A 23,975-nucleotide genomic window follows, 5' to 3' on the forward strand; every position below is an offset into this window, starting at 1 on the left:
GGGTGTGGCGGGCTGACTATGTGGTCACCGTTGGCGCCCAACATCGTCCGAAGGGACTACGCGATGCGGGTGTGGCGGCTTAGTCCCAACGGACGATGTTGGGCGCTGGAGCGCTGCCGAGAATCCTTCGGGACCGCGTATCCATAACAACAAGGGAGCGACCCGATGAACGCGAACCGACGGCAATGGGATGAAAGCTGCGACGTACTGGTGGTGGGCTCGGGAGCAGGCGCCATGACCGCCGCCCTGCGTGCCCACGACCTCGGTTCCAGGGTGCTGTTGATCGAGAAGAGCGACCGCTACGGCGGCACTTCGGCGGTCTCCGGCGGCGGCATCTGGGTGCCCTGCAACCACCGCATCGCCGCCCTGGGGGGCGAGGATTCGGCCGCCGAGGCCATCGCCTACATCCGCGCCGTGACCCACGGCGAGATCGACGACGGGCGCATCGAGGCCTATGTCGAGCAGGGCCACCAGGTGGTGCGATACCTCGAAGAGAATTCCCACGTGCGCTTCGAGGCCCAGCCGCACTACGCCGACTATTACCCGGAGGTGCCCGGCGGCAAGCCGGGCTACCGCTCCATGGACCCGCTGCCCTTCGATGCGCGCCTGCTGGGCGACGAGTTCGCCCGCATGCGCGAGCCGTCCCCCGGCACCCTGATGATGGGCCGCGTGGCCATGACCATGAAGGAGGCCCAGGTGCTGCTCTGCCGTGGCCCCGGCTGGCTGGGCCTGACCCTGCGCATCCTCTGGCGCTACTGGCGCGACCTGCCCGGGCGCCTGCGTTCCAAGCGCGACCGCTTCCTCACCCTGGGCAACGCCCTGGTCGCCGCCCTGCGCTGCTCGCTGCTGGAGCGCCAGGTGCCGGTCTGGCTGGAGTGCCGCCTGGAGCGGCTGATGGAGGAGGGCGGCCGGGTCACCGGTGCCGAGGTCATCCGCAATGGCCGGCGCCTGCTGATCGAGGCCCGCCGTGGCGTGGTGCTTGGCGCCGGCGGTTTCGAACGCAACCAGGCCATGCGCAGCCAGTACCACCCGCAGCCCTCGCAAAGCACCTGGAGCGCCACGCCGCCCTACAACACCGGCGATGCCATCCGCGCCGGCCAGGCCCTGGGCGCCGCCACCGCGCTGATGGGGCACAGCTGGTGGGCGCCGACCACCCAGGTGCAGGGCGAGGAAAAACAGCGTGCGCTGTTCGTCGAGCGCACCCTGCCGGGCTGCATCCTGGTGGACTCGGCGGGCCAGCGCTTCGTCAACGAAGCCGCGCCCTACACCGACATCGTCTACGCCATGTATGAGCACGACAGCGAGGCCGCCACCAGCGTGCCTTGCTGGCTGATCTTCGACGCCGAGTTCCGCCGCAAATACCCCTGCGGTGCCTTGCTGCCGGGCTACGCCATGCCCGACCAGCGCCTGCCCAAGCACCTGCTGGGCTACTTCCACAAGGCCGACAGCTTCGGCGAACTGGCCCGGCAGATCGGCGTCGACGCCGGCGGCCTGCTGCGCACCGTCGAGCGCTTCAACCCCATGGCGGTGGCGGGCAAGGACGAGGACTTCCACAAGGGCGAGTCGCTGTTCGACCGCTACTACGGCGACCCCAGCGTGCAGCCCAACCCCTGCCTGGCGCCGCTGCTGAAGCCGCCGTTCTACGCGGTGAAGGTGGACGCCGGCGACATCGGCACCAAGGGCGGCCTGCTCACCGACCCGCACGCCCGGGTGCTGCGTGAAGACCGCACGCCCATCGCCGGGCTCCACGCCATCGGCAACAGCGCCGCCTCGATGATGGGCCGCACCTACCCCGGCGCCGGCTCCACCATCGGCCCGGCCATGGTCTTCGGGTTCCTCGCCGCAACGCATATCCACGGTGAGGACGAACGATCGGTAGGAGCGAATTCATTCGCGAAGCAGGCTGCAAGCCTGCCCTCCTGAACCTCCATGGGGCCGCTGCGCGGCCCTTTTCGCGAATGAATTCGCTCCCACGAAGAGGATCAATCCCGATGACTGCAAACACCCCCCAAATCGCCCTGGTCACCGGCGCCAGCCGTGGCGTCGGCAAGGGCATCGCCATCGCCCTCGGCGCGGCGGGCATGACCGTCTACCTCAGCGGCCGCTCCGCCACCGAAAGCGCCAGCCACCTGCGTGGCCAGCTGCTGCCCGGCAGCCTCGCCGAAACCGCCGAGGCGGTGAACCGCGCGGGCGGGCAGGGCGTCGCCGTGCCCTGCGACCACCGCGACGACGCACAGGTGCGAGAACTCTTCGCCCGCATCGAGCGCGAGCAGGGCCGGCTCGATCTGCTGGTGAACAACGCCGCCTTGCTGCATGAGAACCTCATCGACCCCGGCCCCTTCTGGGAGAAGCCCCTGGCGCTGCTGGACATCCTCGACGTCGGCCTGCGCTCGGCCTATGTCGCCAGCTACCACGCGGCGCCGCTGCTGCTGAAGAACGGCCGGGGGCTGATCGCCTTCGTCTCCTCCTACGGCGCCGGCTGCTACATGCACGGCCCGGCCTATGGCGCGCAGAAGGCCGGTGTGGACAAGTTCGCCGCCGACATGGCGGTGGATTTCGAAGGCACCGGCGTCGCCGCCGTCTCCCTGTGGCTCGGGCCCCAGCGCACCGAACGCACCGCCATCGCCGGCGCCGCCCGTGCCGACCAGTACGAAGCCTTCCTCGCCGTGGCGGAAACCCCGGAGTTCAACGGCCGGGTCATCCACGCGCTGCTGCAGGACCCGCAACTGCAAACGCTCTCCGGCCAGACCCTGGTCACCGCCGAACTGGCCCAGGGCTACGGCATCCGCGAAGCCGAAGGCCGCCAGCCACCGTCCTACCGCGAGATGCTCGGCGAGCCCCGCACGCAGCACCCGGCGCGGGTGATCTGAGGTTATCCACAACCGCCCGGCGCCGCTCGGGCGGTTCTCTCGCTTCCATGTGAACCCCCTTCGCGAATGAATTCCCACGAGAGCGGCAGCGCTGCGCACCGCTTGGCGAATGAATTCGCCCCTACACACACCCTCATGCCTCCGCGCGGACATGACCGCTACGTAGGGTGGAGGTCGCTCTTTACCTCCACCAAGCGGAGTCGAACCTGAAACTCCGCAGCGCTGCTGTGCACGCACCATCCGGCTTTCGTAGGGTGGGCCGGGCGGCGCTCCGTTTCAGCCCACCAAAGGCCATGCACACGACGAACCCGGGTGGGTCGCAAAAGGGCAGGGGCAGACCTTGGATTTCCCTAGCCATCAGCAGGGCCCACAAAACCGACAGGCACCGGGCGGATCGAAGAGCGGTGGGCTGAAGCCCACCCTACGCCGTTGCTGATCCAGCCCACGGACATGACCGCTGCGTAGGGTGGAGGTCGCTCTTTACCTCCACCAGGCGGAGTCGAGCCTGAAACTCTGTAGCGCTGTTGTGCACGCACTATCCGGCGTTTGTAGGGTGGGCTTCAGCCCACCAGATCCCAAGCACGTCGCCGCCATCTCGCGAATCGTCGCCCAATAAAAAACGGGCCTCATGGAGGCCCGTCCGTTCACACCGCCAAGGCTCAGCCCTTGTTGGCCTGCTTGCGGAAGTACGGGATCACGTGCTCGCCGATGTTCTTCAGCGTCTCGATCTGCGCCCATTGCGGCACGGTGCCCATCTGGCAGATGAAGAGGATCTCGTCGGCGCCGGCGTCGATCAGGCGCTGCACGTAGCCGATGCAGTCCTGCACGGTGCCGTAGGCGTGGTTGGGGTTCATCATCGCCATGGTCGGGTCGGAGAAGTCCACGGTGACTTCCTCCGAGGCGAAGCGCGACTTGATCACCGCCTGGCCGCTGCCGTCGACGAAGGTGTCGTCCTTCCACTTCTCCGGGTCCGGGCGCTCGCCACCGGCGTACCAGTAGGCCAGGGATTCCATGAAGTAGCGCTGGCCACGGATGCCGATGGCGCGGGCCTTCTCGTTGTCATCCAGGACGATGGCCGGGCACAGCGCGGCGATATGGCGGTTGGGGCGGAAGCCCACCTGCTGCTTCTCGTCGCGGTTGTCCCAGGCCTCGTGGTACACGGCCACCTTCTTGGCGATCTCCTCGGGGCCGCCGAAGCCCAGCACCAGGGCGCCCATGCCACGGCCGCCGGCGTTCTTCAGCGACTCGGTGTTGGTGCAGGCCAGGTACATCGGCGGGTGCGGGTCCTGGTAGGGCTTGGGGTGGATGGGGCGGCGGGGGATCTTCACGAAGTCGCCGTTATGTTCGATCTCGTCCTGCACGAACATCTTCGGGATCAGGTACATGGCTTCGTCGATCTGCGGCTGCAGGGTCGCCAGGTCGTAGCCGAAGGTGCCGGCCTCCTGCTGGGTGCCGCCCTTGCCCACGCCAAAATGCACGCGGCCCTTGGACAGCAGGTCGAGGGTGGCGATGCGTTCGGCCACCTTCACCGGGTGGTTCATCGCCGGCGGCAGGCACACCACGCCGTGGCCGATGCCGATGCGCTCGGTCTTGCCGGCGACGAAGGCGAGCATGGTTTCCGGTGCGGACATGTGCGAGTAGTTGGTCAGCGCGGTGTGTTCCACGCACCAGAAGGTGTCGAAACCGAGCTTGTCGGCGAGTACCGCCTGCTCGACGGTTTCGTCGAAGATGCGACGGTCGCCCTCGCGGCTGGAGTCGATCGTCTGTGCCTCGTAGATCAGGGAAAATTTCATGTGCTTCTGGCCCTTGTTGTTCTTGGTCTGGTCGGCCCGAAACACCGGGCCTTGGGCGCATGGTGTGGCAAGCGAAATGGCGTGGAATCCCCCAAACAGACTAATCCCCGCAGGTCTCCCAAACGGCACGACGCCCGTGCGGGGCGGGCGTCGTGGCAGGGTTTTTGGGAGCGGGCGCGGGTGCTCGCCGGGCACGCCGATGGTGGATGAAAAAAGCGCCATCCACCCTACGCAGGGCCTGACCCTTGCGTCGGGTGGACATCGCTTTCATGTCCACCAAGCGCTGCCGAGCCGAACTCTGACGGTGGATGAAAAAAGCGCATTCACCCACGCAGGGCGTGACCCCTTGTGTGGGTGGACATCGCTTTTCATGTCCACCAAGCGGTGCCGAACCGAACTCCGATGGTGGATGAAAAAAAGCGCCATCCACCCTACGCAGGGACTGACCTCATGGGTATCAAAGGAAGAAGTCGCTGCTCTCCAGGCCCATGCCCACCGCGCCGAGGTTGAGGGCGTACTTGCCGGGGCAGTTGGCGACGTGGGCGCGGCCGGTGTGGATGTCGCGGAAGGCGCGGTTGATGCCGTGCTGGCGGAAAATGGTCGAGGCGCCGCTGTTGTACATCAGCGTCTCCACCGCCTGGGCGCACTTGTCCGGGACGATGGCCGAGTCGTAGCGCATCTTCACCCGCTCGGCCATGGTCAGCGGCTCGCCGGCGCGGGCGCGCTGCATCATCAGCTCGAAGTTGCGCAGCAGCACGCTGCGGCATTCATCCACCGTGACCATGGCGTTGGCCAGGGCGCTCTGGGCGCCGGGGTCCTGGACGATCTTGCGGCAGTCGTTGACGCCGATGCGGTTCTTGTTGGCCTCGATGAACAGGTCGATGGCGCCCTGCAGCGCGCCGATGGTGGCGGACGACACCGCACGCACGAAGATCTGCCCGAACGGCAGGCGGAACAGCGGCGCGGCGTTCACCGCGTTGCCGGGGCTGTTCTGCAGGAAGCCGTCGATGGAGCGGTGGGTGCGGTACTCGGGCACGAAGGCGTCCTGCACCTGCACGTCGTGGGAGCCGGTGGCCTCCAGGCCCATCACGTCCCAGTTGTCGAGCACCTGGTAGTCGCTGCGCGGCACCAGGAAGGTGCGATAGTCCGGCCCGTCGCCGTCCTTCTCCGGCGGCACCATGGCGCCGAGGAAGGCCCACTGGCAGTGCGTGCTGCCGGAGGAAAAGCCCCAGCGACCGCTGAGGCGGAAGCCGCCCTCCACCCGGGTGACCTTGCCCACCGGCATATAGGACGAGGAGATCAGCACGCTGGAATCCGCACCCCACACATCCTGCGCCGCGCGGTCGTCGAACAGCGCCAGCTGCCAGTTGTGGATGGCGATCACCCCCAGCACCCAGGCCGACGACATGCAGCCCTCGGCGAGGGTCATCTGCACCTCGAAGAAATCGCCGGGCTCCAGCTCGTAGCCCTCCCAGCGCGCCGGCTGGAGGATGCGGAAGAACCCCGCCTCGTGGAAATCACGCAGGGTCTCCTCGGGCAGCTGGCCATTCTTCGCGGCCAGCGGCGCGCGCTTGCGCAGCACCGGCACCAGCTCACGGGCACGTTGTTTCAGGCGTTGGCGGATCAGGTCGTGGTCGAGCATTTTTGTTGTTCTCCGGTTAAGGGCTTGCCACCTCTCGCGGGCATTCAAGCAACCGGTAAAACAGCCGGCATCCCTCAAACGGACCATATGCCGGCGCAGGCACGGTAGGAGCGAGCGCTGCTCACGAAGCTTTCCATCACCCTGTAGCCCGGGGACGCCGGTCACTCCATTCCCGGGCTGAAGCCCAGGCTACGCAGCTGGCTTTCCCGTAGGAGCGAATTCATTCGCGATGCTTCGGGTGGGCTTCAGCCCACCGTTTTTCCCGCTCGGCTCTGGATGGAGCCCTGTAGCCCCGCGCCGACCTGGCCCCGCCTGGTGGAGGTAAAAAGCGACCTCCACCCTACGCAGCGGTCATGTTCCTGCCCCTTGAACCGCACCTCACCCAACTAGTCCCCTCGGACGATGACCGGCCCCGGGCCCTGGCGAAGAATCGACGGCACCTGAGAACCACAAGAGGGCAGTGCCATGAGCCAGGCCGAATTGAAGGGCGAGATGCTCCAGGCGATGCGTCGCCTGGCCAAGTCCGTGACCATCATCACCACCAGCAACGGCCGCGAGCGGTTCGCCATGTCGGCCACGGCGGTGGACTCGCTCTCCACCGAGCCGCCGTCCCTGCTCATCTGCGTCAACCGCACCGCGTCGCTGCACGCCGTGCTGGAGGCCGGGGCGGATTTCTGCGTGAACATCCTCGGGCTGGAGCAGGAAGAGCTGTCGCACCTGTGCAGCGGCCCGATAAAGGGCGAGGCACGGTTCCAGCGCGGCGACTGGCGGACCAGCCCCGGCGGCATTCCCTACCTGGGCGACGCCCAGTCGGCGATCCTCTGCCAGCAGGACGGGCGCTTCAGCTACGGCACCCACACGGTGTTCATCGGGCGCATCGTCGAGATCCACAACAGCGCCGAGATCAGCCCGCTGGTCTACCTCGACGGCACCTACACCACCACCGCCTCCTCGCTGGCTGCGGCGAGCTGAGGGCGCCATGACGGCCATGGAGCAGGACCCGCACGCCCCGCTGCGCGTGCATGACGCCGCGCAGCTGGACTGGGACGACAGCGCCGACCTGCTGGTGGTCGGCTTCGGCGGCGCCGGTGTCTGTGCCGCCATCGAGGCCGCCGAGCAGGGGCTGTCGGTGCTGGCGCTGGACCGTTTCGCCGGTGGCGGCGCCACTGCCCGCAGCGGCGGGGTGGTCTATGCCGGCGGTGGCACGCCGCAGCAGGCCGAGGCGGGCGTCGAAGACAGCCCCGAAGCCATGTACGCCTACCTGCGCGAAGAGGTGGGCGATGCGGTCAGCACCGAAACCCTGCGCGGGTTCTGCGACGCCAGCCGCGCCAACCTCGCCTGGCTGGAGCGCCAGGGCGCCGCCTTCCAGGGCAGCGTGCCGCCGTTGAAAACCTCCTACCCCAGCGACCAGTACTTCCTCTACTACTCCGGCAACGAGGCGGTGCCCGAATACGCCGCCAAGGCCCGCCCGGCACCCCGTGGCCACCGCGCCCTGGGCTCGGGCATGTCCGGCATCAACCTGTTCCGCCCCCTGGCCGCCAGCGCGCTGCGCCTGGGCGTGCGCCTGCGCAGCCAGTGCGAAGTGCAGCGCCTGGTGCTGGATGCGTCCTGCACCGTGATCGGCGTCGAGGCCTGGGAACTGCCCACGGGCAGCCGTGCGGCGAAGCAGCATGCGCGGCTGTCGCGCTGGACCGACGCCATCCATCCCTACGCACCGGCCCTGGCCGAACGCTGGCGCCGCCGCCTGCGCACCCTGGAGCGCGAGCATGCGCGGCGCCGGCTGATCCGCGCCGAGCACGGCGTGCTGCTCAGTGCCGGCGGCTTCGTCTTCAACCGCGCCATGCTCGGCGTGCATGCACCGCGCTACCTCGACGGCCTGCCCCTGGGCACCAGCGGCTGCGACGGCAGCGGCATCCGCCTGGGGGCCAGCGTCGGTGGCGAGTTGTCGCGCATGGAGCGGGCCAGCGCCTGGCGCTTCATCAACCCGCCGCTGGCCTGGGCCCGTGGGGTGATCGTCAACGACCAGGGCCTGCGTTACTGCAATGAAGAGGTCTACGGCGCCAAGCTCGGCCACGCCATGGTCGAGGAACAGGGTGGCCGCGCCGTGCTCATCCTCAACCGCGCGCTGCTGAAGGAAGCCTTCGCCCAGGTCGGCCCCGGCAAGGTGTGGAGCTTCCAGCGCCTGCCGGCGGTGCTCAACATGCTGTTCAACGCCCGCCGTGGCGACACCCTGGCGCAGCTGAGCGAGCGCAGCGGGCTGCCGCTGGGCAACCTGCAGCGCACCCTCGCCGACTACAGCGCTGCGGCCCGTGGCGAGCGCGAGGACGCCCTGGGCAAGTCGCGCGGCTTCCTCGCCGAGCTGGACGCCGGGCCCTGGTACGCCCTGGACCTGTCCTTCGCCAGCAGGCTTTTCCCCTGCCCGGTGATCACCCTCGGCGGCCTGGCCGTGTGCGAGCGCAGCGGCCAGGTGCTCGGTGCCGACGGCCAGCCGGTCGCCGGCCTGTTCGCCGCCGGCCGCAACGCCGTGGGCGTCGCTTCCAATTTCTATGTGTCCGGCCTGTCGCTGGCCGACTGCGTCCATTCCGGGCGGCGGGTCGGCGCCCATGTGGCGGGCCTGGTTCGTGCCGCTCTGGCTTATCAAGGAGAACAACGATGAAACGAGTCGAAGGCAAGGTCTGCATCGTCACCGGCGCCGCCAGTGGCGTCGGTCGCGAAGACGCGCTGCTGCTGGCCAGCGAAGGCGCCAGGGTGGTGCTCACCGACCTCAACGAAGAGGCCGGCCGCCAGGTGGCCGCCGAGATCGGGGGCGAGGCGCTGTTCATCCGCCAGGACATCGCCAGCGAGGCGGATTGGCAGAACGTCATCAAGCTCACCCTGGAGAAATTCGGCCGCCTAGACGTGCTTGTGAACAACGCCGCCATCCTCGCCGTCGGCAGCGTCGAGGACACCAGCCTGGAGCTGTGGCAGAAGGTGCAGCGCATCAACAGCGACGGCTACTTCCTCGGCTGCAAGTACGCCATCGGCGCGATGAAGGACAGCGGCGGCGGCTCCATCGTCAACATGTCCTCGGTGGCGGCCCTGGGCGGCATGCCGGCCTTCTGCGCCTACTCCGCCTCCAAGGGCGCGGTGGCGGCGCTGACCCGTTCCGTGGCGCTGCACTGCAAGCACCAGGGCTACCGCATCCGCTGCAACAGCGTGCACCCGGACGGCATCAATACGCCCATGACCCAGGCGCTGACCGGCGGTCAGGCGATCCCCCAGGGCGAGCTGGACAAGAACCCGCTGAACCGCATGTGCGCCCCGCGGGATATCGCCGCCCTGGTGCTGTTCCTCGCCTCCGACGAGTCGCGCTTCATCAGCGGCAGCGAGCTGCGCATCGACAACGCGCAGACCATCAGCGGCCTGCTCTGAACGGAGATGGCCATGGGCAGCGCGCAGCCTCTTGTGATCGAAACCCAGCAGTCCGGCGCCTTCCACCTGGAGGTGGCCGAGGTGATCGCCGAAACCCACGACAGCCGTTCCCTGGTGTTGCGGGTGCCGGCCGAGCTGCAGGAGCGCTTCCGCTACAAGCCGGGGCAGTACCTCGGCTTTCGCGTGGCGCTCGGCGGCAAGCGGCTGACGCGCTGCTACTCCATGTCCAGCTCGCCGGATTGCGACGCCCTGCCCAAGGTCACCATCAAGCGGGTGGACGGCGGGCGGGTGTCCAACTGGTTCAACGACCAGGTGCACCCCGGCGACCATCTGGAGGTGCTACCGCCGGCCGGGCACTTCCACCTGCGCCCGGGGGAGCACGACCTGGTGCTGTTCGGCGGTGGCTCGGGCATCACCCCGGTGTTCTCCATTCTCAAGTCGGCCCTGCAGACCAGCGCGCGGCGCATCAAGCTGGTGTACGCCAACCGCGACGAGGCCTCGGTGATTTTCCGCGACGAGCTGCGTGCCATCGCCCGCGCCCAGGTCGAACGCCTGGAGGTGGTGCACGTGCTGGACTCGGTGCAGGGCTTCCTCGACGAGGGCCAGGTGCGCCAGCTGGTGCGTGGCCACGCCGGCGCGGAGTTCTACATCTGCGGGCCGGGCCCCTTCATGGACACCGTGGAGCGGGCGCTGCTGGGGCTGGGGGAGGACGCCGCGCGCATCCATGTGGAGCGCTTCGTCTCGCCGCCCGACCCGGACGCCGGCGAGCCCCTGCCGGTGCCCGACGGCGCCGCCGTGGAACAGCTGCTGGTGGAGCTGGACGGCCGGCTCACCGAGGTGCCGGTGCAGCCGGGGCACACCCTGCTGCAGAGCTGCCGCGCCGCCGGGCTGGACGTGCCGTTCTCCTGCGAGGAGGGCTTCTGCGGCGCCTGCATGTGCCAGGTGGAAGAGGGCGAGGTGCTGCTCGCCCGCAACGATATCCTCAGCCCCGCCGAACTCGCCGAAGGCTGGACCCTGGCATGCCAGGGCCGCGCCGGCAGCGCGCGGCTGAAACTGAAGTTCCCGGGGTGACAGCCGGGTGCTACCGCCCTGCGGGGCGGTGTTGAGTCTGTAGTTCTGTGCCAATTTCGCCCGGCTCCGGCCGGGCTTTTTCTTGGCGTGCCGGCTAGTCCCAATGGACGATCAATCCGCCCCGCGCCTTGGGTAGACTCCGCCGAAAGCTCCATTCCAATAACAAACGAGGAGGTTTCCCATGGCACGTCTGTCGAACAAGGTCGCCGTCATCACCGGTGCCGCATCGGGCATCGGCCTGGCCTGCGTCCGCCGCTTCGCCGCCGAGGGCGCGCAGGTGGTCGGGCTGGATATCGGTGAGCCGCGCGCGGATATCGCCGCGAGCCTGGAAGGGGTCAGCCCGGCGCCCTTGTTCATGAGCCTGGATGTGCGCGACGAGGCGCGGGTCGAGGAGGTGATGCAGGAGGTGGTCAGCCGCTTCGGCCGCATCGACGCCCTGGTCAACGCCGCCGGCATCGCCAGCCGTGGAAGCATCACCGAGACCAGCACCGAGGAATGGCGCCGGGTGCTGGATATCCACCTCACCGGCAGCATGCTCACCAGCAAGCACGCGCTGCCGTCGATGCTGGCCCAGCGCAGCGGTTCGATCATCAACTTCGGCTCGATCTTCGGGCTCCAGGGTTGCGACGGCAACGCCGCCTACAACACCGCCAAGGGCGGCATCACCCAGCTCACCCGCTCCATGGCCATCGACTACGGCCACGCCAATGTGCGGGTCAACGGCCTGTGCCCGGGGCTGATCGACACGCCCATGACGCAGATGGTCAAGGAGCAGGAGGCCTTCCATGCCTTCTTCGCCTCGCAGCACATGCTCTGCCGCGCCGGGCAGCCGGACGAGGTGGCCGGCGTGGCGCTGTTCCTCGCCTCCGACGATGCCTCCTTCGTCAGTGGGCAGATGATCGCCGTCGACGGCGGCTTCTCCGCCGGTCGTCGCTTCGCACCGCCGCAGGCCTGATCCACCTTCACCCAACCACGGCCGGGCCCTGTGCCCGGCCGCTGCCCCTTCGCGCCCGAGAAACGCCCATGCCCAACCTGGAAAGCACCTTGACCATCCCCCAGTTGCTGGCCGCTGCGGCGGTTCGTTACGACCAAGCCCCGGCCATAGAGGACGACGGCACCCGCCTCAGCTACCAGCAGCTCGACCAGCTGCGCCGCCGCGCCGCCCGTGCCCTGCTGGCGCTGGAGGTGGGCCATGGCGAGCGCGTGGCCATCTGGGCGCCGAACATCCACGAATGGATCATCGCCGCCATCGCCCTGCAGAGCGTGGGCGCGGTGCTGGTGCCGCTGAACACGCGGATGAAGGGCGCCGAGGCGGGCTACATCCTGCGCGAGAGCGGTGCCAGCCTGCTGTTCGTCATCGGTGAATTCCTCGGCACCGACTACCCGGCGTTGCTGGCGGGTGAGCACCTGCCGGCGCTGCGTCGGCGTGTGTGCCTGCGTGGCGCGGCGGAGGGCTGCCTGGAGTGGGAGGCCTTCCTGGCCCTGGGGGATGAAGTCGCGCCAGCGGAGCTGGAACGGCGCGAGGCGCAAGTGGACGGCGAAAGCCTCTCCGACCTGCTGTTCACCTCCGGCACCACCGGCAAGCCCAAGGGGGTGATGAGCGCCCACGGGCAGAACCTGCGCATCGTCCGTGACTGGAGCGCCATGGTCGGCCTGCGCCCGGGCGACCGCTACCTGATCGTCAACCCGTTCTTCCACAGCTTCGGCTACAAGGCCGGCTGGCTGGCGGCGCTGATGGGCGGCTGCTGCATCCTGCCGCAGCAGGTGTTCGACGTGCCGGTGATGCTCGAGCGCATCGCCCGCGAAAAGGTCAGCGTGCTGCCCGGCCCGCCGACCCTGTACCAGAGCATCCTCGGCTTCCCCGGCCGTGAGCGTTACGACCTCTCCAGCCTGCGTGTGGCCGTCACCGGCGCCGCCTCGGTGCCGGTGGAGATGGTCCGGCGCATGGCCCGCGAGCTGGGTTTCGAAACCATCGTCACCGCCTACGGCCTCACCGAGGCCTGCGGCTTCGTCACCATCTGCCGCCCCGACGATGCGCCGGAAGTGATCGCCACCACCTCCGGTCGCGCCTTCCCCGACGTGGAGGTGCGTTGCGTCGACGCCGCCGGCAACCCGCTGCCGCCGGGCCAGCCGGGCGAGCTGCTGGTGCGTGGCTACAACCTGATGAGGGGCTATTTCAACAACCCCGAGGCCACGGGCGAGGCCATCGACGCCGAGGGCTGGCTGCACACCGGCGACATCGGCGTGCTCGATGAGCAGGGCTACCTGCGCATCACCGACCGCATCAAGGACATGTTCATCACCGGCGGCTTCAACGTGTACCCGGCGGAGATCGAGCAGGTGATCCTCACCTACCCGGGCGTGGCCCAGGCCGCGGTGATCGGCATCCCCGACGAGCGCCTGGGCGAGGTGGCCATGGCCTTCCTCCTGCCCGCCGGCGGCCAGCGCCTCGACGCCGACGCCTTCCTCGCCTGGTGCCGCGAGCACATGGCCAACTACAAGGTCCCGCGCCGCGCACGGGTGCTCTCCGCCATGCCCCTCAACGCCGCCGGCAAGGTCACCAAGGACGCATTGCGGGCGATGGTCTGAACCTGTAGCCCGGGCTACGCGAAACCCATCAATGCGGAGCTCCAGGCATGCACCTGTGCCGCGCTCGACTCCGCCCTGGTGGAGGTAAAAAGCGACCTCCACCCTACGCAGCGGTCATGCCCGTGCGCGACCGTAGGGCGGGTGAAACCCGCGTGGCTCCTGTGCACGGCACCCGACCTAAGGGGTTCCGCGACTCCACCAGGCGGGCTTGTAGGACCGTAGGATGGGTAGAGCTCCGCGAAACCCATCAATGCGGAGCTCCAGGCATGCACCTGTGCCGCGCTCGACTCCGCCCTGGTGGAGGTAAAAAGCGACCTCCACCCTACACAGCGGTCATGCCCCATGCACAGCCGTAGGGCGGGTGAAACCCGCGTGGCTCCTGTGCACGGACTTGTCGTGTTGCACCCGACCTACGGGGTTCCGCGACTCCACCAGGCGGGCTTGTAGGGCCGTAGGATGGGTAGAGCTCCGCGAAACCCATCAATGCGGAGCTCCAGGCATGCACCTGTGTCGCGCTCGACTCCGCCCTGGTGGAGGTAAAAAGCGACCTCCACCCGCAGCGGTTATCTCCGCACGCACAGCCTACGCAGCGGTCAAGCCCCACGCGCTGCTGTAGGGCGGGTGAAACCCGCGTGGTCCCGTGCACGGATTTGTCGGGTTACCCCCGGCGTACAGACGCGCCTCCACAACCCCCGCGCCATGCGCCTTTCGCGCTAGTCCCATCGGACGATGCCCCCTCCCGGTGCAGCCGATTTAATCGGTTCCATAGAGCCCGCACCCCGTATGCGGCGATAACGACGATGAGGAGAAGCGCATGGACATCCGTGGCTTGGGTTACGTCACCGTAGCCTCGACAGACCTGCAACGCTGGCACCGCTATGCCACCGACGTGCTGGGCATGATGGTGGAGGCCACGGCCGAGCGGCTGTTCCTGAAGATGGACGAGCGCGCCTACCGCATCCTGGTGGAGCGCGCGGACCGTGACGGCTACGGCGCCTGCGGCTGGGAAGTGGCCGGCAAGGCACAGTTCGAGCAGGCCATCGCCGAGCTGCAGGCTGCCGATGTGCAGGTGCAGCGGGGCAGCGCCGCCGATGCCGCCGCGCGCAAGGTGCAGGCGCTGGCGCGCTTCGCCGACCCGGATGGCAACCGCCACGAGCTGTTCTGGGGCCCGCTGCAGGATTTCGCCCCCTTCGCATCGCCCGCCGGTGTCTCCGGCTTCGTCACCAGCGCCCTGGGCATGGGCCACGCGGTGCTGCCGGCGCCGAGCTTCGACCGCTGCCTGGACTTCTACGAGCGGGTGATGGGCTTCGGCCTGTCGGACCTGATGAAGGTGCGCTTCACCCCCGACCCGGCCGAGCCGGAGAAGCGCATCCACTTCCTCCACTGCAACAACGCCCGGCACCACTCGCTGGCGCTGTTCGAATGCCCGATCCCTTCCGGCTGTGTGCACCTGATGGTGGAGGTCAACAGCCTCGACGACGTCGGCCGCGCCCATGACCGCATGCTCGCCCACGAGGTGAAGCTCTCCGCCACCCTCGGCCGCCACGTCAACGACGAGATGACCAGCTTCTACATGCAGACCCCCGCAGGCTTCGACCTGGAGTACGGCTGCGGCGGCAAGGTCATGGACTGGGAAGCCCACACCCCCTTCGAGAGCACCGTGGTCAGCCACTGGGGCCACGACTTCAGCGTCGGCCGCGGCTAAGGAGCACCCCATGGACAAACGCATGACGGCAGCCGACGCGGTCGGCCAGCTGCGCGACGGCATGACCATCGGCATCGGTGGCTGGGGCCCGCGCCGCAAGCCCATGGCGCTGGTGCGCGAGATTCTCCGCTCCGGCCTCAAGGACCTCACCGTGGTCGCCTATGGCGGCGCCGACGTGGGCATGCTCTGCGCCGCCGGCAAGGTGCGGCGGCTGGTGTACGCCTTCGTCTCGCTGGACTTCATCCCCCTCGAACCCTACTTCCGCAAGGCCCGCCAGGCCGGCGCCGTGGAGGTGACCGAGATCGACGAAGGCATGCTCCTGCTCGGCCTCAAGGCCGCGGCCATGGGCGTGCCCTTCATACCCACCGCCCTGGGCCTGGGCACCGACGTGCTGCGCCTCAACCCGCAGTTGAAGCTGGTCACCTCGCCCTATGACGACAGCCGCGACTGGGTCGCCATGCCGGCCCTGAAGCTGGATGCCGCGCTGGTCCATGTCGACCGCGCCGACGCCCGGGGCGTGTGCCAGATCGCCGGGCCCGACCACTACATGGATGACCTCTTCGTGCGCGCCGCCGACAAGGCCTATGTCAGCTGCGACGAGCTGGTGGACAGCGACTGGTTCCACCAGGACCCGATGCGCGCCCGCCAGGTGTTCTGGGAACGCAACCTCACCAGCGCCGTGGTGCACCTGCCGGGCGGGGCGCACCCGTCGTCCTGCGCGCCGCTGTACGGCTTCGATACCGCGCACTTCAAGGCCTACAACGCCTCGGCCAGCGAGCCGGACGGCTGGCTCGACTACGTGGAGCGCTACGTGAACTGCGGCGAGGACGAATACCTCGCACGGGTCGGCGGGCTCAATGCCATCCGCCAACTGCCACTCCCGGTTTTTTGAATCGAACATCGAGGAGGCCGAGATGACCGCCACCAAACAACCCTACAGCCTCGCCGAGCTGATGATCTGCGCGGCCGCCGAGGCCTTCGCCGACGACGGCGAGGTGCTCGCCACCGGTATCGGCGTGTTGCAGCGCCTGGCCGCGTCCCTGGCCATGCTCAACAGCAACGCCCGGCTGATGATGACCGACTCCGAAGCCTTCATGGTCGCCGAGCCCGTGCCGCTCGGCCCGCGTGACGGCTACCAGCCCCGCTACGACAGCTGGATGGGCTTCTCGCGCATCTTCGACAACGTCTGGAGCGGCCACCGCCACGCCCTGGTGGGCCCGGTGCAGATCGACCGCTACGGCCAGGCCAACATCTCCTGCATCGGCGACCACGCCCGGCCGAAGTCGCAGATGCTCGGCGTGCGCGGTTTCCCCGGCAACTCCATCAGCCACGCCAACTCCTTCCTGGTGGCCAGCCACAACCGCCGCGTGTTCGTCGACGGCGAGGTGGATGTGGTCGCCTCGGTGGGCTACAACCCGGCGCGCCTGGCGCGGGGCTGGTCGCTGGACGAGATCGACATCCGCCTGATCGTCACCGACCTCTGCGTGCTGGATTTCCACGGCCCCGAGCGGCAGATGCGCATCCGCTCGCTGCACCCCGGCGTCAGCGTCGACGAGGTGCTGGACGCCACCGCCTTCCCGCTGCACGTGCCGCAGAAGATCCCCACCACGGCGGCGCCGACCCTCGAACAACTGATCCTCATCCAGCAGCTGGACCCGCACAACCTGCGCGCCAGCCAGCTCAAGGACAACCCGCCGGGCGTGCGCGCCCGGGCCACGGTCCACTAGGCGGAGCAGCCCATGAACCACGAACAGGCCGAAGAGCAGGTGGTGCGCTACGAGGTGCAGGGCCCGCTGGCCCTGGTCACCATGCAGCGCCCCGAGTACCACAACGCGCAGAACTCGCGCATGACCTACGCGCTGGACGCCGCCTTCCGCCGCGCCTGCGACGACGACGCGGTGAAGGTCATCGTCCTCGCCGGGGCCGGCAAGCACTTCTCCGCCGGGCACGACATCGGCACCCCGGGGCGCGACGTCGACCAGAGCTTCGAGCGCGCCAGCCTCTGGTACGACCACGTCGGCAAGCCGGGCGGCGAGTTCCTCTACGCCCGCGAGCAGGAGGTGTACCTGGGCATGTGCCGGCGCTGGCGCGACATGCCCAAGCCCACCGTCGCCATGGTCCAGGGCGCCTGCATCGCCGGCGGCCTGATGCTGGCCTGGGTCTGCGACCTGATCATCGCCTCGGACGACGCCTTCTTTTCCGACCCGGTGGTGCGCATGGGCATCCCCGGCGTCGAGTACTTCGCCCATGTGCACGAACTCAACCCGCGCATCGCCAAGGAATTCCTCTTCCTCGGCGAGCGCATGGGCGCCGAGCGCGCCTGGCAGATGGGCATGGTCAACAAGGTGGTGCCCCGCGACGTGCTGCTGGACGTGACCCTGGACGTGGCCCGGCGCATCGCGCAGATGCCGCGCCTGGGTTTGCAGCTGACCAAGCAGGCGGTGAACAACGCCGAGGACCTGATGGGCAAGCGCGCCACCATGGACATGGTGTTCGGCCTGCACCACTTCGCCCATGCCCACAACGAGCTGGTCAGCGGCGACAAGCTGGGCGGCTACGACGCCCGCGCCATGGCGCAATCCCAGCGCAACCCGTCGGAGGCCTGATGGCGATTTCCCTCGAAACACGCCTGACCCGCCTGCTCGGCTGCCGCTACCCGATCATCCAGACCGCCATGGGCTGGGTCGCCGACCCCAGGCTGGTGGCCGCCACGGGCAACGCCGGCGGCTTCGGCTTCCTCGCCGGGGCGACCATCGAGCCGGCGCGCATGGAAGACGCCATCCTGCAGACCCAGCGCCTCAGCGACCGGCCCTTCGGCGTCAACTTCCACATGTACCAGGCCAACGCCGAGGAGATCGTCACGCTGGTGCTGCGCCACGGCGTGCGCGCGGTGAGCTACAGCCGCTCGCCGGGCAAGGCCATGATCGGCCGGCTCAAGGATGCCGGCGTGGTCTGCATCCCCACGGTGGGCGCCCTCAAACACGCGGTGAAGGCCGTGGAGATGGGCGCCGACGCGGTGACCGTGCAAGGCGGCGAGGGCGGCGGCCACACCGGCTCGGTGCCCACCGCCATCCTCCTCGGCCAGGTGGTGGACGCGGTCCAGGTGCCGGTGGTCGCTGCCGGCGGCTTCAAGGACGGGCGCGGCCTGGTCTCGGCCCTGGCCCTGGGCGCCGAAGGCATCGCCATGGGCACGCGCTTCCTGATGAGCGCCGACAGCCCGGTGCCGGCGGCCACCCTGGAGCGCTACCTCCAGGTGCGCGACCCGGCGGCGATCATCGTCAGCCGCGCCATCGATGGCATGCCGCAACGGATGATCCGCAACGAACTGCTCGACGCCCTGGAGCGCTCCGGCGGGCTCGGCCGCCTGCTGCTGGCCCTGCGCAGTGCCCTGGCCTACCGCCGCCACAGCGGTGCCAGCCTCGCCGGGTTGCTGGCCAGTGCCCTGAAGATGCGCGGCAACGACGGCCTCAGCGCCGCACAGACGCTGATGGCCGCCAACGCGCCGATGGTGATCCAGAAGGCCATGGTCGACGGCCAGCCGGCCGAAGGCGTGCTGCCCGCCGGCCAGGTCGCCGCCGCCATCGACGGCCTGCCGGGCTGCGCCGAACTCATCGAATCCATCGTGCAGCAGGCCGAGCAACGGCTCGCCGAGCTGTGCCGCCGTGCGTCCTGAGGGGGATAAGGCCATGACCACACCGTTTCACGTCAGTCTCGACAACGGCATCGCCGAGATGGTCTTCGACCACCCGCCGGTGAACGCCTTCGACAGCCGCGGCTGGGCTGCCATCGCCGCCGAGCTGGAGCGCCTGGGCGCGGCGCCCGAGGTGCGCGTCATCGTCATCCGCGCCGAAGGGCGGGGCTTCTGCGCCGGGGTCGACATCAAGGAGCTGGCCGCCGACGACAGCCTCATAGTCGCGGTGAACAAGGGCAACTACGACAGCTTCCGCGCCGTGCACCGCAACCCCAAGCCGGTGGTCATCGCCGTGCACGGCTTCGTGCTCGGTGGCGGCATCGGCCTGTGTGGCGCGGCGGACATCCTCGTCGCCTCCGAGTGCGCGCGCTTCGGCGTGCCCGAGGTGGACCGTGGCGCCATGGGCGGCGGCGCCCACCTGCAGCGCCTGTTCCCGGTGCAGAAGGTGCGCCACATGTACTTCACCGGCGAGCTGATCGACGCCGCCGAGGCCCACCGCCTGGGCGCCGTGGAGCGCGTGGTGCCCCGCGAGCGGCTGCGCGACGCGGCCCTGGAGATCGCCGCCAAGATCGCCGCCAAGAGCCCGGCCATGATCGCCCTGGCCAAGGAAGCCCTCACCGGCATCGAGGACGGCAACCTCGAAGACAAATACCGCTGGGAACAGGGCTTCACCCTGCAGGCCTACCGCTCGCTGGATTCCCAGGAATCCCGCGATGCCTTCGTCGACAAGCGCGCCGCCAACTTCAAGGGCTGACACCTATGCAACTGACCTATACACCGGCGCAACAGGCCTTCCGCGAGGAAGCCCGCGCCTGGCTGGCGGCCAACGTGCCCGCCCAGCCGCTGCCCTCCTTCGATTGCGAAGAGGGCTTCCGCCTGCACCGCGCCTGGGAAGCCCGGCTCAACGAGGGCCGCTGGGGCATGGTCACCTGGCCCAAGGCCCTGGGTGGGCGTGGCTGCGACCTGATCGAATGGCTGATCTTCGAGGAGGAGTACTACCGCGCCGGCGCCCCGGCCCGGGTCAACCAGAACGGCATCTTCCTGCTCGGCCCCACGCTGATGGAGTTCGGCACCGCCGCGCAGCAGGAACGCTTCCTGCCGAAGATGGCCACGGGCGAGGAAATCTGGGCCCAGGGCTGGTCCGAGCCGAACGCCGGCTCCGACATGGCCGCCATCCGCTGCCGCGCCGAGCGCCAGGGCGAGCACTACGTGATCAACGGCCAGAAGACCTGGTCGACCCGCGCCGTATGGGCCGACTGGCTGTTCGGCCTGTTCCGCAGCGACCCGCAATCCAGCCGCCACCACGGCCTCACCTTCATCCTCCTGCCGCTGGACAGCCCGGGCATCACCATCCGCCCCATCGCCCAGCTCAACGGCCTGCCGGGCTTCGCCGAGATCTTCTTCGACGATGTGAAAGTGCCTGTGGACAACGTCCTGGGCGGGGAGGGCATGGGCTGGCACGTGGCGATGTCCACCGCCGGGTTCGAGCGCGGGCTGATGCTGCGCTCGCCGGCGCGCTTCCAGGAAACCGCGCGGCGCCTGGTGCAGCTGTACCTGGCCAACCAGGACGCCGCCGACCAGGACCCGGCAATAGGCGAGGCGGTGATGCGCGCCTGGCTCGACGCCGAGGCCTACACCCTCAACACCTACATGACCGCCTCGCGGCTGGTGAAGGGCGGCAGGATCGGCGCGGAATCCTCCACCAACAAGATCTTCTGGTCCGAGCTGGACCAGCGCATGCACGAGACGGCGCTGTCGATCCTCGGCCTGCGCGGCGAGCTGCTGCCCGAAGCACCGGACGCGGGGGAGGTCGGCCACTGGCTGGACGGCTTCCTCTTCGCCCAGGCCGGGCCCATCTACGCCGGCACCAACGAGATCCAACGCAACATCATCGCCGAGCGGATGCTCGGCATGCCGCGCGCATAACGGGGACGCCATGGACTTCACATTCAGCGACGACCAACAGCTGTTCGAGGAAAACGTCCGCGCCTTCCTCACCAACGAAGTGACGCCGGAGCGCATCCGCGAACTCTGGCAGGTGGAGGGGGGCCGCAGCGACGAACTCTGGGCCCAGCTCACCGAACTCGGCCTCACCGCCGTCACCGTGCCGGAAGGCTTCGGCGGCCTCGACATGAACGAGCTGGACTTCATCCTCCTGGCCCAGGAATGCGGCTACGCGGCCCTGCCCGAACCGCTGGTGGACACCATGCTGGTGGGCGTGCCGCTGCTCGCCGGCCTGGGCGCCGAGCAGCTCGACCTGCAAGGCGAATGGCTCACTCGCATTGCCGAAGGCAAGGCGCGCCTCGCCGTGGGCCAGCCGGGCAACCCGCTGGTGGCCGACGCCCACGTCGCCAGCCTGCTGCTGTTGCCCCATGGCGACGAGGTGCACGCCCTGCGCCGCGAACAGGTGGACCTCACCCGCAACCCATCCGTCGACCCCAGCCGCCAGCTGTTCCGCGTGCACTGGCAACCTTCCGCCGCCACCTGCGTGGCCGCTGGCGAGCAGGGTCGTGCGCTCTGGGCCGGGGCCTGCAACCGCGGCGCCCTGGGCACCGCCGCGCAATCCCTGGGCCTGGCCCGGCGCATGGTCGACCTGGCGGTGGACTACAGCTTCGAGCGCAAGCAGTTCGGCAAGCCAGTGGGTTCCTTCCAGGCGGTGAAGCACCTGATGGCCAACGTCGCGGTGCAGATCGAGTTCGCCAAGGCGCCGCTCTACCGCGCCGCCTACGCCGTCGCCCACCACCTGCCGGGGCAGGACGCCCAGGTCTCCCACGCCCGCCTGGCCTGTGCCGAGGCCGCGCTGCTGGCGGCGAAGAACGCCATCCAGGCCCACGGCGCCATGGGGTACACCTGGGAAGTCGACCTGCAGCTGTTCATGAAGCGCGCCTGGGCCCTGGACAAGGTCTGGGGCGACCGCGGCTGGCACAAGGCACGGGTGCGCGAGGCGCTGTTCTCCGGTGCCATCACCCCCGGCGCCGGCCACACCTTCTAGCCACACAAGACCTACAAAATTCCAAGCGAGACCCGCCATGCCCGAAGCCTACATAGTCGATGCCCTGCGCACCCCCACCGGGCGGCGCAAGGGCGGCCTGAGCCACATCCACGCCGCCGACCTCGGCGCCCACGTGCTGCGCGAGCTGGTGGCACGCAACCCCATTCCCGAGGCCGACTACGACGACGTGATCTTCGGCTGCGTCGACACCATCGGCCCCCTGGCCGGCGACATCGCCCGCACCTGCTGGCTGGCCGCCGGCCTCGACCAGGCCGTGCCCGGCACCACCATCGACCGCCAGTGCGGCTCCTCCCAGCAGGCCGTGCACTTCGCCGCCCAGGCGGTGATGAGCGGCACCCAGGACGTGGTCATCGCCGGCGGCGTGCAGACCATGACGCAGATCCCCATCTCCTCGGCCATGATCGCCGCCGAGCCCCTGGGCTTCAGCGACCCCTTCTCCGGCTCCGCAGGCTGGGTGAAGCGCTACGGCGCGCAACCGCCGACCCAGTTCCGCTCCGCGCAGATGATCGCCGAGAAGTGGGACCTCTCGCGCCAGGCCCTGGAGGCCTACGCCCTGGAATCCCACCGCCGCGCCCTGCGCGCCATCGAGCAGGGCCGCTTCGCCCGCGAGATCGTCCCCCTGGCCGGCGTCGAGCACGACGAAACCCCGCGCCACACCAGCCTCGACACGATGGCCGAGCTGGGCTTCCTGTTCGGCTGCGACCGCGTCACCGCCGCCGTCTCCAGCCAGACCTGCGACGGCGCCAGCGCGCTGCTGGTGGTCTCCGAAGCCGCACTCAAGCGCTACGGCCTCACGCCCCGCGCGCGCATCCACCACATCAGCGTGCGCGCCGACGACCCGGTGTGGATGCTCACCGCCCCCATCCCCGCCACCGCCTACGCCCTCAAGCGCGCCGGCATGCAACTGGATGACATCGACCGGGTGGAAATCAACGAAGCCTTCGCCTCCGTCGCCATGGCCTGGCTGCAGGAAACCGGCTACCCCCACGAGCGCACCAACGTCAACGGTGGCGCCATCGCCCTCGGCCACCCCCTGGGCGCCACCGGCACCCGGCTGATGTGCACCCTGCTGCACGAGCTGGAACGCAGTGGCGGCCGCTACGGCCTGCAGACCATGTGCGAAGGCGGTGGGCAAGCCAACGTGACCATCATCGAACGGCTCTGACGGGACGCGTCAACGCTGCTGCGCTCGGTGATGCGGCGTTGGCGGGGCGGCCGCCTTGCCTGACCTTCGCTGGCGATCTGTTGAACGCGCCCCGGAAGGCACCGGCCCCGATTGAAATCCAATGAACCAAGCGACGGAGAATTGAAATGCCAATCTGCCAAGACCGCATCGTCCTTATCACCGGCGCCGGCGGCGGGCTGGGCCGCGCCTACGCCCTGGCCTTCGCCGCCGAGGGCGCCAAGGTGGTGGTCAACGATATCAACCTGCCCGCCGCCGAAGCTGTGGTGGCGCAGATACGCGCCGAGGGCGGCCAGGCCATCGCCAACAGCGGCGACATCACCGACTACGCCGCCGCTGGCGACATCCTCCGCCAGGTGCTGGACACCTACGGCGACCTCCACGTGCTGGTGAACAACGCCGGCATCTGCTGCGACCGCATGTTCGCCAGCCTCGGTGAAGCCGACTGGGACGCGGTGATGGCGGTGCACCTCAAGGGCCACTTCTGCCTCGCCAGCCACGCCGTGAAGCACTGGCGCGAACAGGCCAAGGGCGGCGCCCGGCTGCAGGCGCGCATCATCAACACCAGCTCCGGCGCCGGGCTGCAGGGCTCCATCGGCCAGTCCAATTACGCCGCCGCCAAGGGCGGCATCGCCTCCCTCACCCTGGTGCAGGCCGCCGAACTGGCGCGCTACGGCATCACCGCCAACGCCCTGGCCCCCGCCGCACGCACCGGCATGACCGAAACCGTGTTCGCCGAGGTAATGAAAAAGCCCGAAGACGGCTTCGACCACTTCGCCCCCGAAAACGTCGCGCCCCTGGTGGTGTGGCTCGGCTCCGAAGCCTCCCAGGGCGTCACCGGGCGCCTGTTCGAAGTGGAAGGCGGCAAGCTCTCCATCGCCGACGGCTGGCGCAAGGGCCCGGAGTTCGACAAGGGCGCGCGCTTCAACCCCGAAGAACTGGGCGGCGTCATCGACCGCCTGCTGGCCGACGCCACCCCGCCGCAGAAGGTGTACGGCAGCTAGCCG

The 23,975-nt window shown here is 69.0% G+C and carries 20 protein-coding genes; 18 read left to right on the forward strand and 2 right to left on the reverse strand.

The genetic code is table 11. From position 1 onward, the window contains the following. Positions 1 to 165 precede the first annotated feature (165 nt). Positions 166 to 1,923, forward strand: coding sequence for an FAD-dependent oxidoreductase (locus tag PI990_RS07090; RefSeq protein ID WP_271660185.1), 1,758 nt, complete (start codon positions 166 to 168; stop codon positions 1,921 to 1,923). A 68-nt stretch (positions 1,924 to 1,991) separates the two neighbouring features. Further along, on the forward strand, positions 1,992 to 2,870 hold the full coding sequence (locus PI990_RS07095; protein ID WP_271660186.1) for an SDR family NAD(P)-dependent oxidoreductase: 879 nt from the start codon (positions 1,992 to 1,994) through the stop codon (positions 2,868 to 2,870). 659 nt (positions 2,871 to 3,529) lie between these two features. On the opposite strand, the gene PI990_RS07100 is transcribed toward PI990_RS07095, so the two are convergent. After that, entirely contained in the window at positions 3,530 to 4,663 is a 1,134-nt protein-coding gene (locus tag PI990_RS07100) for an LLM class flavin-dependent oxidoreductase (RefSeq protein ID WP_271660187.1), read from the reverse strand. A 457-nt stretch (positions 4,664 to 5,120) separates the two neighbouring features. Further along, positions 5,121 to 6,305 carry a flavin-dependent monooxygenase gene (locus PI990_RS07105; protein ID WP_271660188.1) on the reverse strand — a complete coding sequence of 395 codons (1,185 nt, stop codon included), beginning with the start codon at positions 6,303 to 6,305 and terminating at the stop codon, positions 5,121 to 5,123. Positions 6,306 to 6,770: 465 nt separating this feature from the next. On the opposite strand from PI990_RS07105, the gene PI990_RS07110 reads away from it, so the two are divergent. The 16 genes from PI990_RS07110 (at position 6,771) to PI990_RS07185 (ending at position 23,972) form a co-directional block, all read left to right on the forward strand. Further along, positions 6,771 to 7,277, forward strand: a complete 507-nt coding sequence (locus PI990_RS07110; RefSeq protein WP_271660189.1) for a flavin reductase family protein — start codon at positions 6,771 to 6,773, stop codon at positions 7,275 to 7,277. A gap of 7 nt (positions 7,278 to 7,284) precedes the next feature. Then, positions 7,285 to 8,961: an FAD-binding protein gene (locus tag PI990_RS07115; RefSeq protein WP_271660190.1), complete on the forward strand. Its 1,677-nt coding sequence runs from the start codon at positions 7,285 to 7,287 to the stop codon at positions 8,959 to 8,961. Continuing rightward, the gene (locus PI990_RS07120; protein ID WP_271660191.1) at positions 8,958 to 9,716 is read left to right on the forward strand and encodes a glucose 1-dehydrogenase; all 759 of its coding nucleotides are present in this window, start codon (positions 8,958 to 8,960) and stop codon (positions 9,714 to 9,716) included. Before PI990_RS07115 ends, PI990_RS07120 begins: the two co-directional genes overlap by 4 nt. A 12-nt stretch (positions 9,717 to 9,728) precedes the next feature. After that, positions 9,729 to 10,787 carry a ferredoxin--NADP reductase gene (locus tag PI990_RS07125; RefSeq protein WP_271660192.1) on the forward strand — a complete coding sequence of 353 codons (1,059 nt, stop codon included), beginning with the start codon at positions 9,729 to 9,731 and terminating at the stop codon, positions 10,785 to 10,787. 181 nt (positions 10,788 to 10,968) lie between these two features. Then, positions 10,969 to 11,742, forward strand: a complete 774-nt coding sequence (locus PI990_RS07130; RefSeq protein ID WP_271660193.1) for an SDR family NAD(P)-dependent oxidoreductase — start codon at positions 10,969 to 10,971, stop codon at positions 11,740 to 11,742. 68 nt (positions 11,743 to 11,810) lie between these two features. Next, positions 11,811 to 13,376 (forward strand): FadD3 family acyl-CoA ligase, encoded by a 1,566-nt coding sequence (locus PI990_RS07135; RefSeq protein WP_271660194.1) that lies wholly within the window; start codon positions 11,811 to 11,813, stop codon positions 13,374 to 13,376. A gap of 814 nt (positions 13,377 to 14,190) precedes the next feature. Next, positions 14,191 to 15,081 (forward strand): VOC family protein, encoded by an 891-nt coding sequence (locus tag PI990_RS07140; RefSeq protein ID WP_271660195.1) that lies wholly within the window; start codon positions 14,191 to 14,193, stop codon positions 15,079 to 15,081. A 10-nt stretch (positions 15,082 to 15,091) separates the two neighbouring features. Beyond that, positions 15,092 to 15,973, forward strand: coding sequence for a CoA transferase subunit A (locus tag PI990_RS07145; RefSeq protein WP_271660196.1), 882 nt, complete (start codon positions 15,092 to 15,094; stop codon positions 15,971 to 15,973). 22 nt (positions 15,974 to 15,995) lie between these two features. Further along, a complete protein-coding gene (locus PI990_RS07150; RefSeq protein ID WP_271660197.1) occupies positions 15,996 to 16,808 on the forward strand; it encodes a CoA-transferase subunit beta in 813 nt (270 codons plus the stop codon). A 12-nt stretch (positions 16,809 to 16,820) separates the two neighbouring features. Then, positions 16,821 to 17,687 carry an enoyl-CoA hydratase gene (locus tag PI990_RS07155; protein ID WP_271660198.1) on the forward strand — a complete coding sequence of 289 codons (867 nt, stop codon included), beginning with the start codon at positions 16,821 to 16,823 and terminating at the stop codon, positions 17,685 to 17,687. Next, a complete protein-coding gene (locus PI990_RS07160) occupies positions 17,687 to 18,754 on the forward strand; it encodes an NAD(P)H-dependent flavin oxidoreductase (protein ID WP_271660199.1) in 1,068 nt (355 codons plus the stop codon). Before PI990_RS07155 ends, PI990_RS07160 begins: the two co-directional genes overlap by 1 nt. Before the next feature lie 13 nt (positions 18,755 to 18,767). Next, positions 18,768 to 19,526 (forward strand): enoyl-CoA hydratase family protein, encoded by a 759-nt coding sequence (locus PI990_RS07165; RefSeq protein ID WP_271660200.1) that lies wholly within the window; start codon positions 18,768 to 18,770, stop codon positions 19,524 to 19,526. Positions 19,527 to 19,531: 5 nt separating this feature from the next. After that, positions 19,532 to 20,698: an acyl-CoA dehydrogenase family protein gene (locus PI990_RS07170; RefSeq protein ID WP_271660201.1), complete on the forward strand. Its 1,167-nt coding sequence runs from the start codon at positions 19,532 to 19,534 to the stop codon at positions 20,696 to 20,698. A 10-nt stretch (positions 20,699 to 20,708) separates the two neighbouring features. Continuing rightward, a complete protein-coding gene (locus PI990_RS07175; RefSeq protein WP_271660202.1) occupies positions 20,709 to 21,764 on the forward strand; it encodes an acyl-CoA dehydrogenase family protein in 1,056 nt (351 codons plus the stop codon). A 37-nt stretch (positions 21,765 to 21,801) separates the two neighbouring features. Next, a complete protein-coding gene (locus PI990_RS07180) occupies positions 21,802 to 22,950 on the forward strand; it encodes an acetyl-CoA C-acetyltransferase (protein ID WP_271660203.1) in 1,149 nt (382 codons plus the stop codon). 146 nt (positions 22,951 to 23,096) lie between these two features. Next, positions 23,097 to 23,972: an SDR family oxidoreductase gene (locus tag PI990_RS07185; RefSeq protein WP_271660204.1), complete on the forward strand. Its 876-nt coding sequence runs from the start codon at positions 23,097 to 23,099 to the stop codon at positions 23,970 to 23,972. Positions 23,973 to 23,975 lie beyond the last annotated feature (3 nt).

This window comes from Pseudomonas sp. TUM22785 (assembly GCF_028198105.1).
Lineage (GTDB): Bacteria > Pseudomonadota > Gammaproteobacteria > Pseudomonadales > Pseudomonadaceae > Metapseudomonas > Metapseudomonas solani.

What these genes read in the sequence shown, in the direction of transcription:
- PI990_RS07115 (WP_271660190.1), top strand. Translation starts at nt 7,285, where the DNA reads ATGACGGCCATGGAGCAGGACCCGCACGCCCCGCTGCGCGTGCATGAC.
- PI990_RS07155 (WP_271660198.1), top strand. Translation starts at nt 16,821, where the DNA reads ATGAACCACGAACAGGCCGAAGAGCAGGTGGTGCGCTACGAGGTGCAG.
- PI990_RS07175 (WP_271660202.1), top strand. Translation starts at nt 20,709, where the DNA reads ATGGACTTCACATTCAGCGACGACCAACAGCTGTTCGAGGAAAACGTC.
- PI990_RS07100 (WP_271660187.1), bottom strand. Translation starts at nt 4,663, where the DNA reads ATGAAATTTTCCCTGATCTACGAGGCACAGACGATCGACTCCAGCCGC.
- PI990_RS07105 (WP_271660188.1), bottom strand. Translation starts at nt 6,305, where the DNA reads ATGCTCGACCACGACCTGATCCGCCAACGCCTGAAACAACGTGCCCGT.
- PI990_RS07160 (WP_271660199.1), top strand. Translation starts at nt 17,687, where the DNA reads ATGGCGATTTCCCTCGAAACACGCCTGACCCGCCTGCTCGGCTGCCGC.
- PI990_RS07185 (WP_271660204.1), top strand. Translation starts at nt 23,097, where the DNA reads ATGCCAATCTGCCAAGACCGCATCGTCCTTATCACCGGCGCCGGCGGC.
- PI990_RS07095 (WP_271660186.1), top strand. Translation starts at nt 1,992, where the DNA reads ATGACTGCAAACACCCCCCAAATCGCCCTGGTCACCGGCGCCAGCCGT.
- PI990_RS07110 (WP_271660189.1), top strand. Translation starts at nt 6,771, where the DNA reads ATGAGCCAGGCCGAATTGAAGGGCGAGATGCTCCAGGCGATGCGTCGC.
- PI990_RS07120 (WP_271660191.1), top strand. Translation starts at nt 8,958, where the DNA reads ATGAAACGAGTCGAAGGCAAGGTCTGCATCGTCACCGGCGCCGCCAGT.
- PI990_RS07125 (WP_271660192.1), top strand. Translation starts at nt 9,729, where the DNA reads ATGGGCAGCGCGCAGCCTCTTGTGATCGAAACCCAGCAGTCCGGCGCC.
- PI990_RS07135 (WP_271660194.1), top strand. Translation starts at nt 11,811, where the DNA reads ATGCCCAACCTGGAAAGCACCTTGACCATCCCCCAGTTGCTGGCCGCT.
- PI990_RS07090 (WP_271660185.1), top strand. Translation starts at nt 166, where the DNA reads ATGAACGCGAACCGACGGCAATGGGATGAAAGCTGCGACGTACTGGTG.
- PI990_RS07130 (WP_271660193.1), top strand. Translation starts at nt 10,969, where the DNA reads ATGGCACGTCTGTCGAACAAGGTCGCCGTCATCACCGGTGCCGCATCG.
- PI990_RS07170 (WP_271660201.1), top strand. Translation starts at nt 19,532, where the DNA reads ATGCAACTGACCTATACACCGGCGCAACAGGCCTTCCGCGAGGAAGCC.
- PI990_RS07150 (WP_271660197.1), top strand. Translation starts at nt 15,996, where the DNA reads ATGACCGCCACCAAACAACCCTACAGCCTCGCCGAGCTGATGATCTGC.
- PI990_RS07140 (WP_271660195.1), top strand. Translation starts at nt 14,191, where the DNA reads ATGGACATCCGTGGCTTGGGTTACGTCACCGTAGCCTCGACAGACCTG.
- PI990_RS07165 (WP_271660200.1), top strand. Translation starts at nt 18,768, where the DNA reads ATGACCACACCGTTTCACGTCAGTCTCGACAACGGCATCGCCGAGATG.
- PI990_RS07145 (WP_271660196.1), top strand. Translation starts at nt 15,092, where the DNA reads ATGGACAAACGCATGACGGCAGCCGACGCGGTCGGCCAGCTGCGCGAC.
- PI990_RS07180 (WP_271660203.1), top strand. Translation starts at nt 21,802, where the DNA reads ATGCCCGAAGCCTACATAGTCGATGCCCTGCGCACCCCCACCGGGCGG.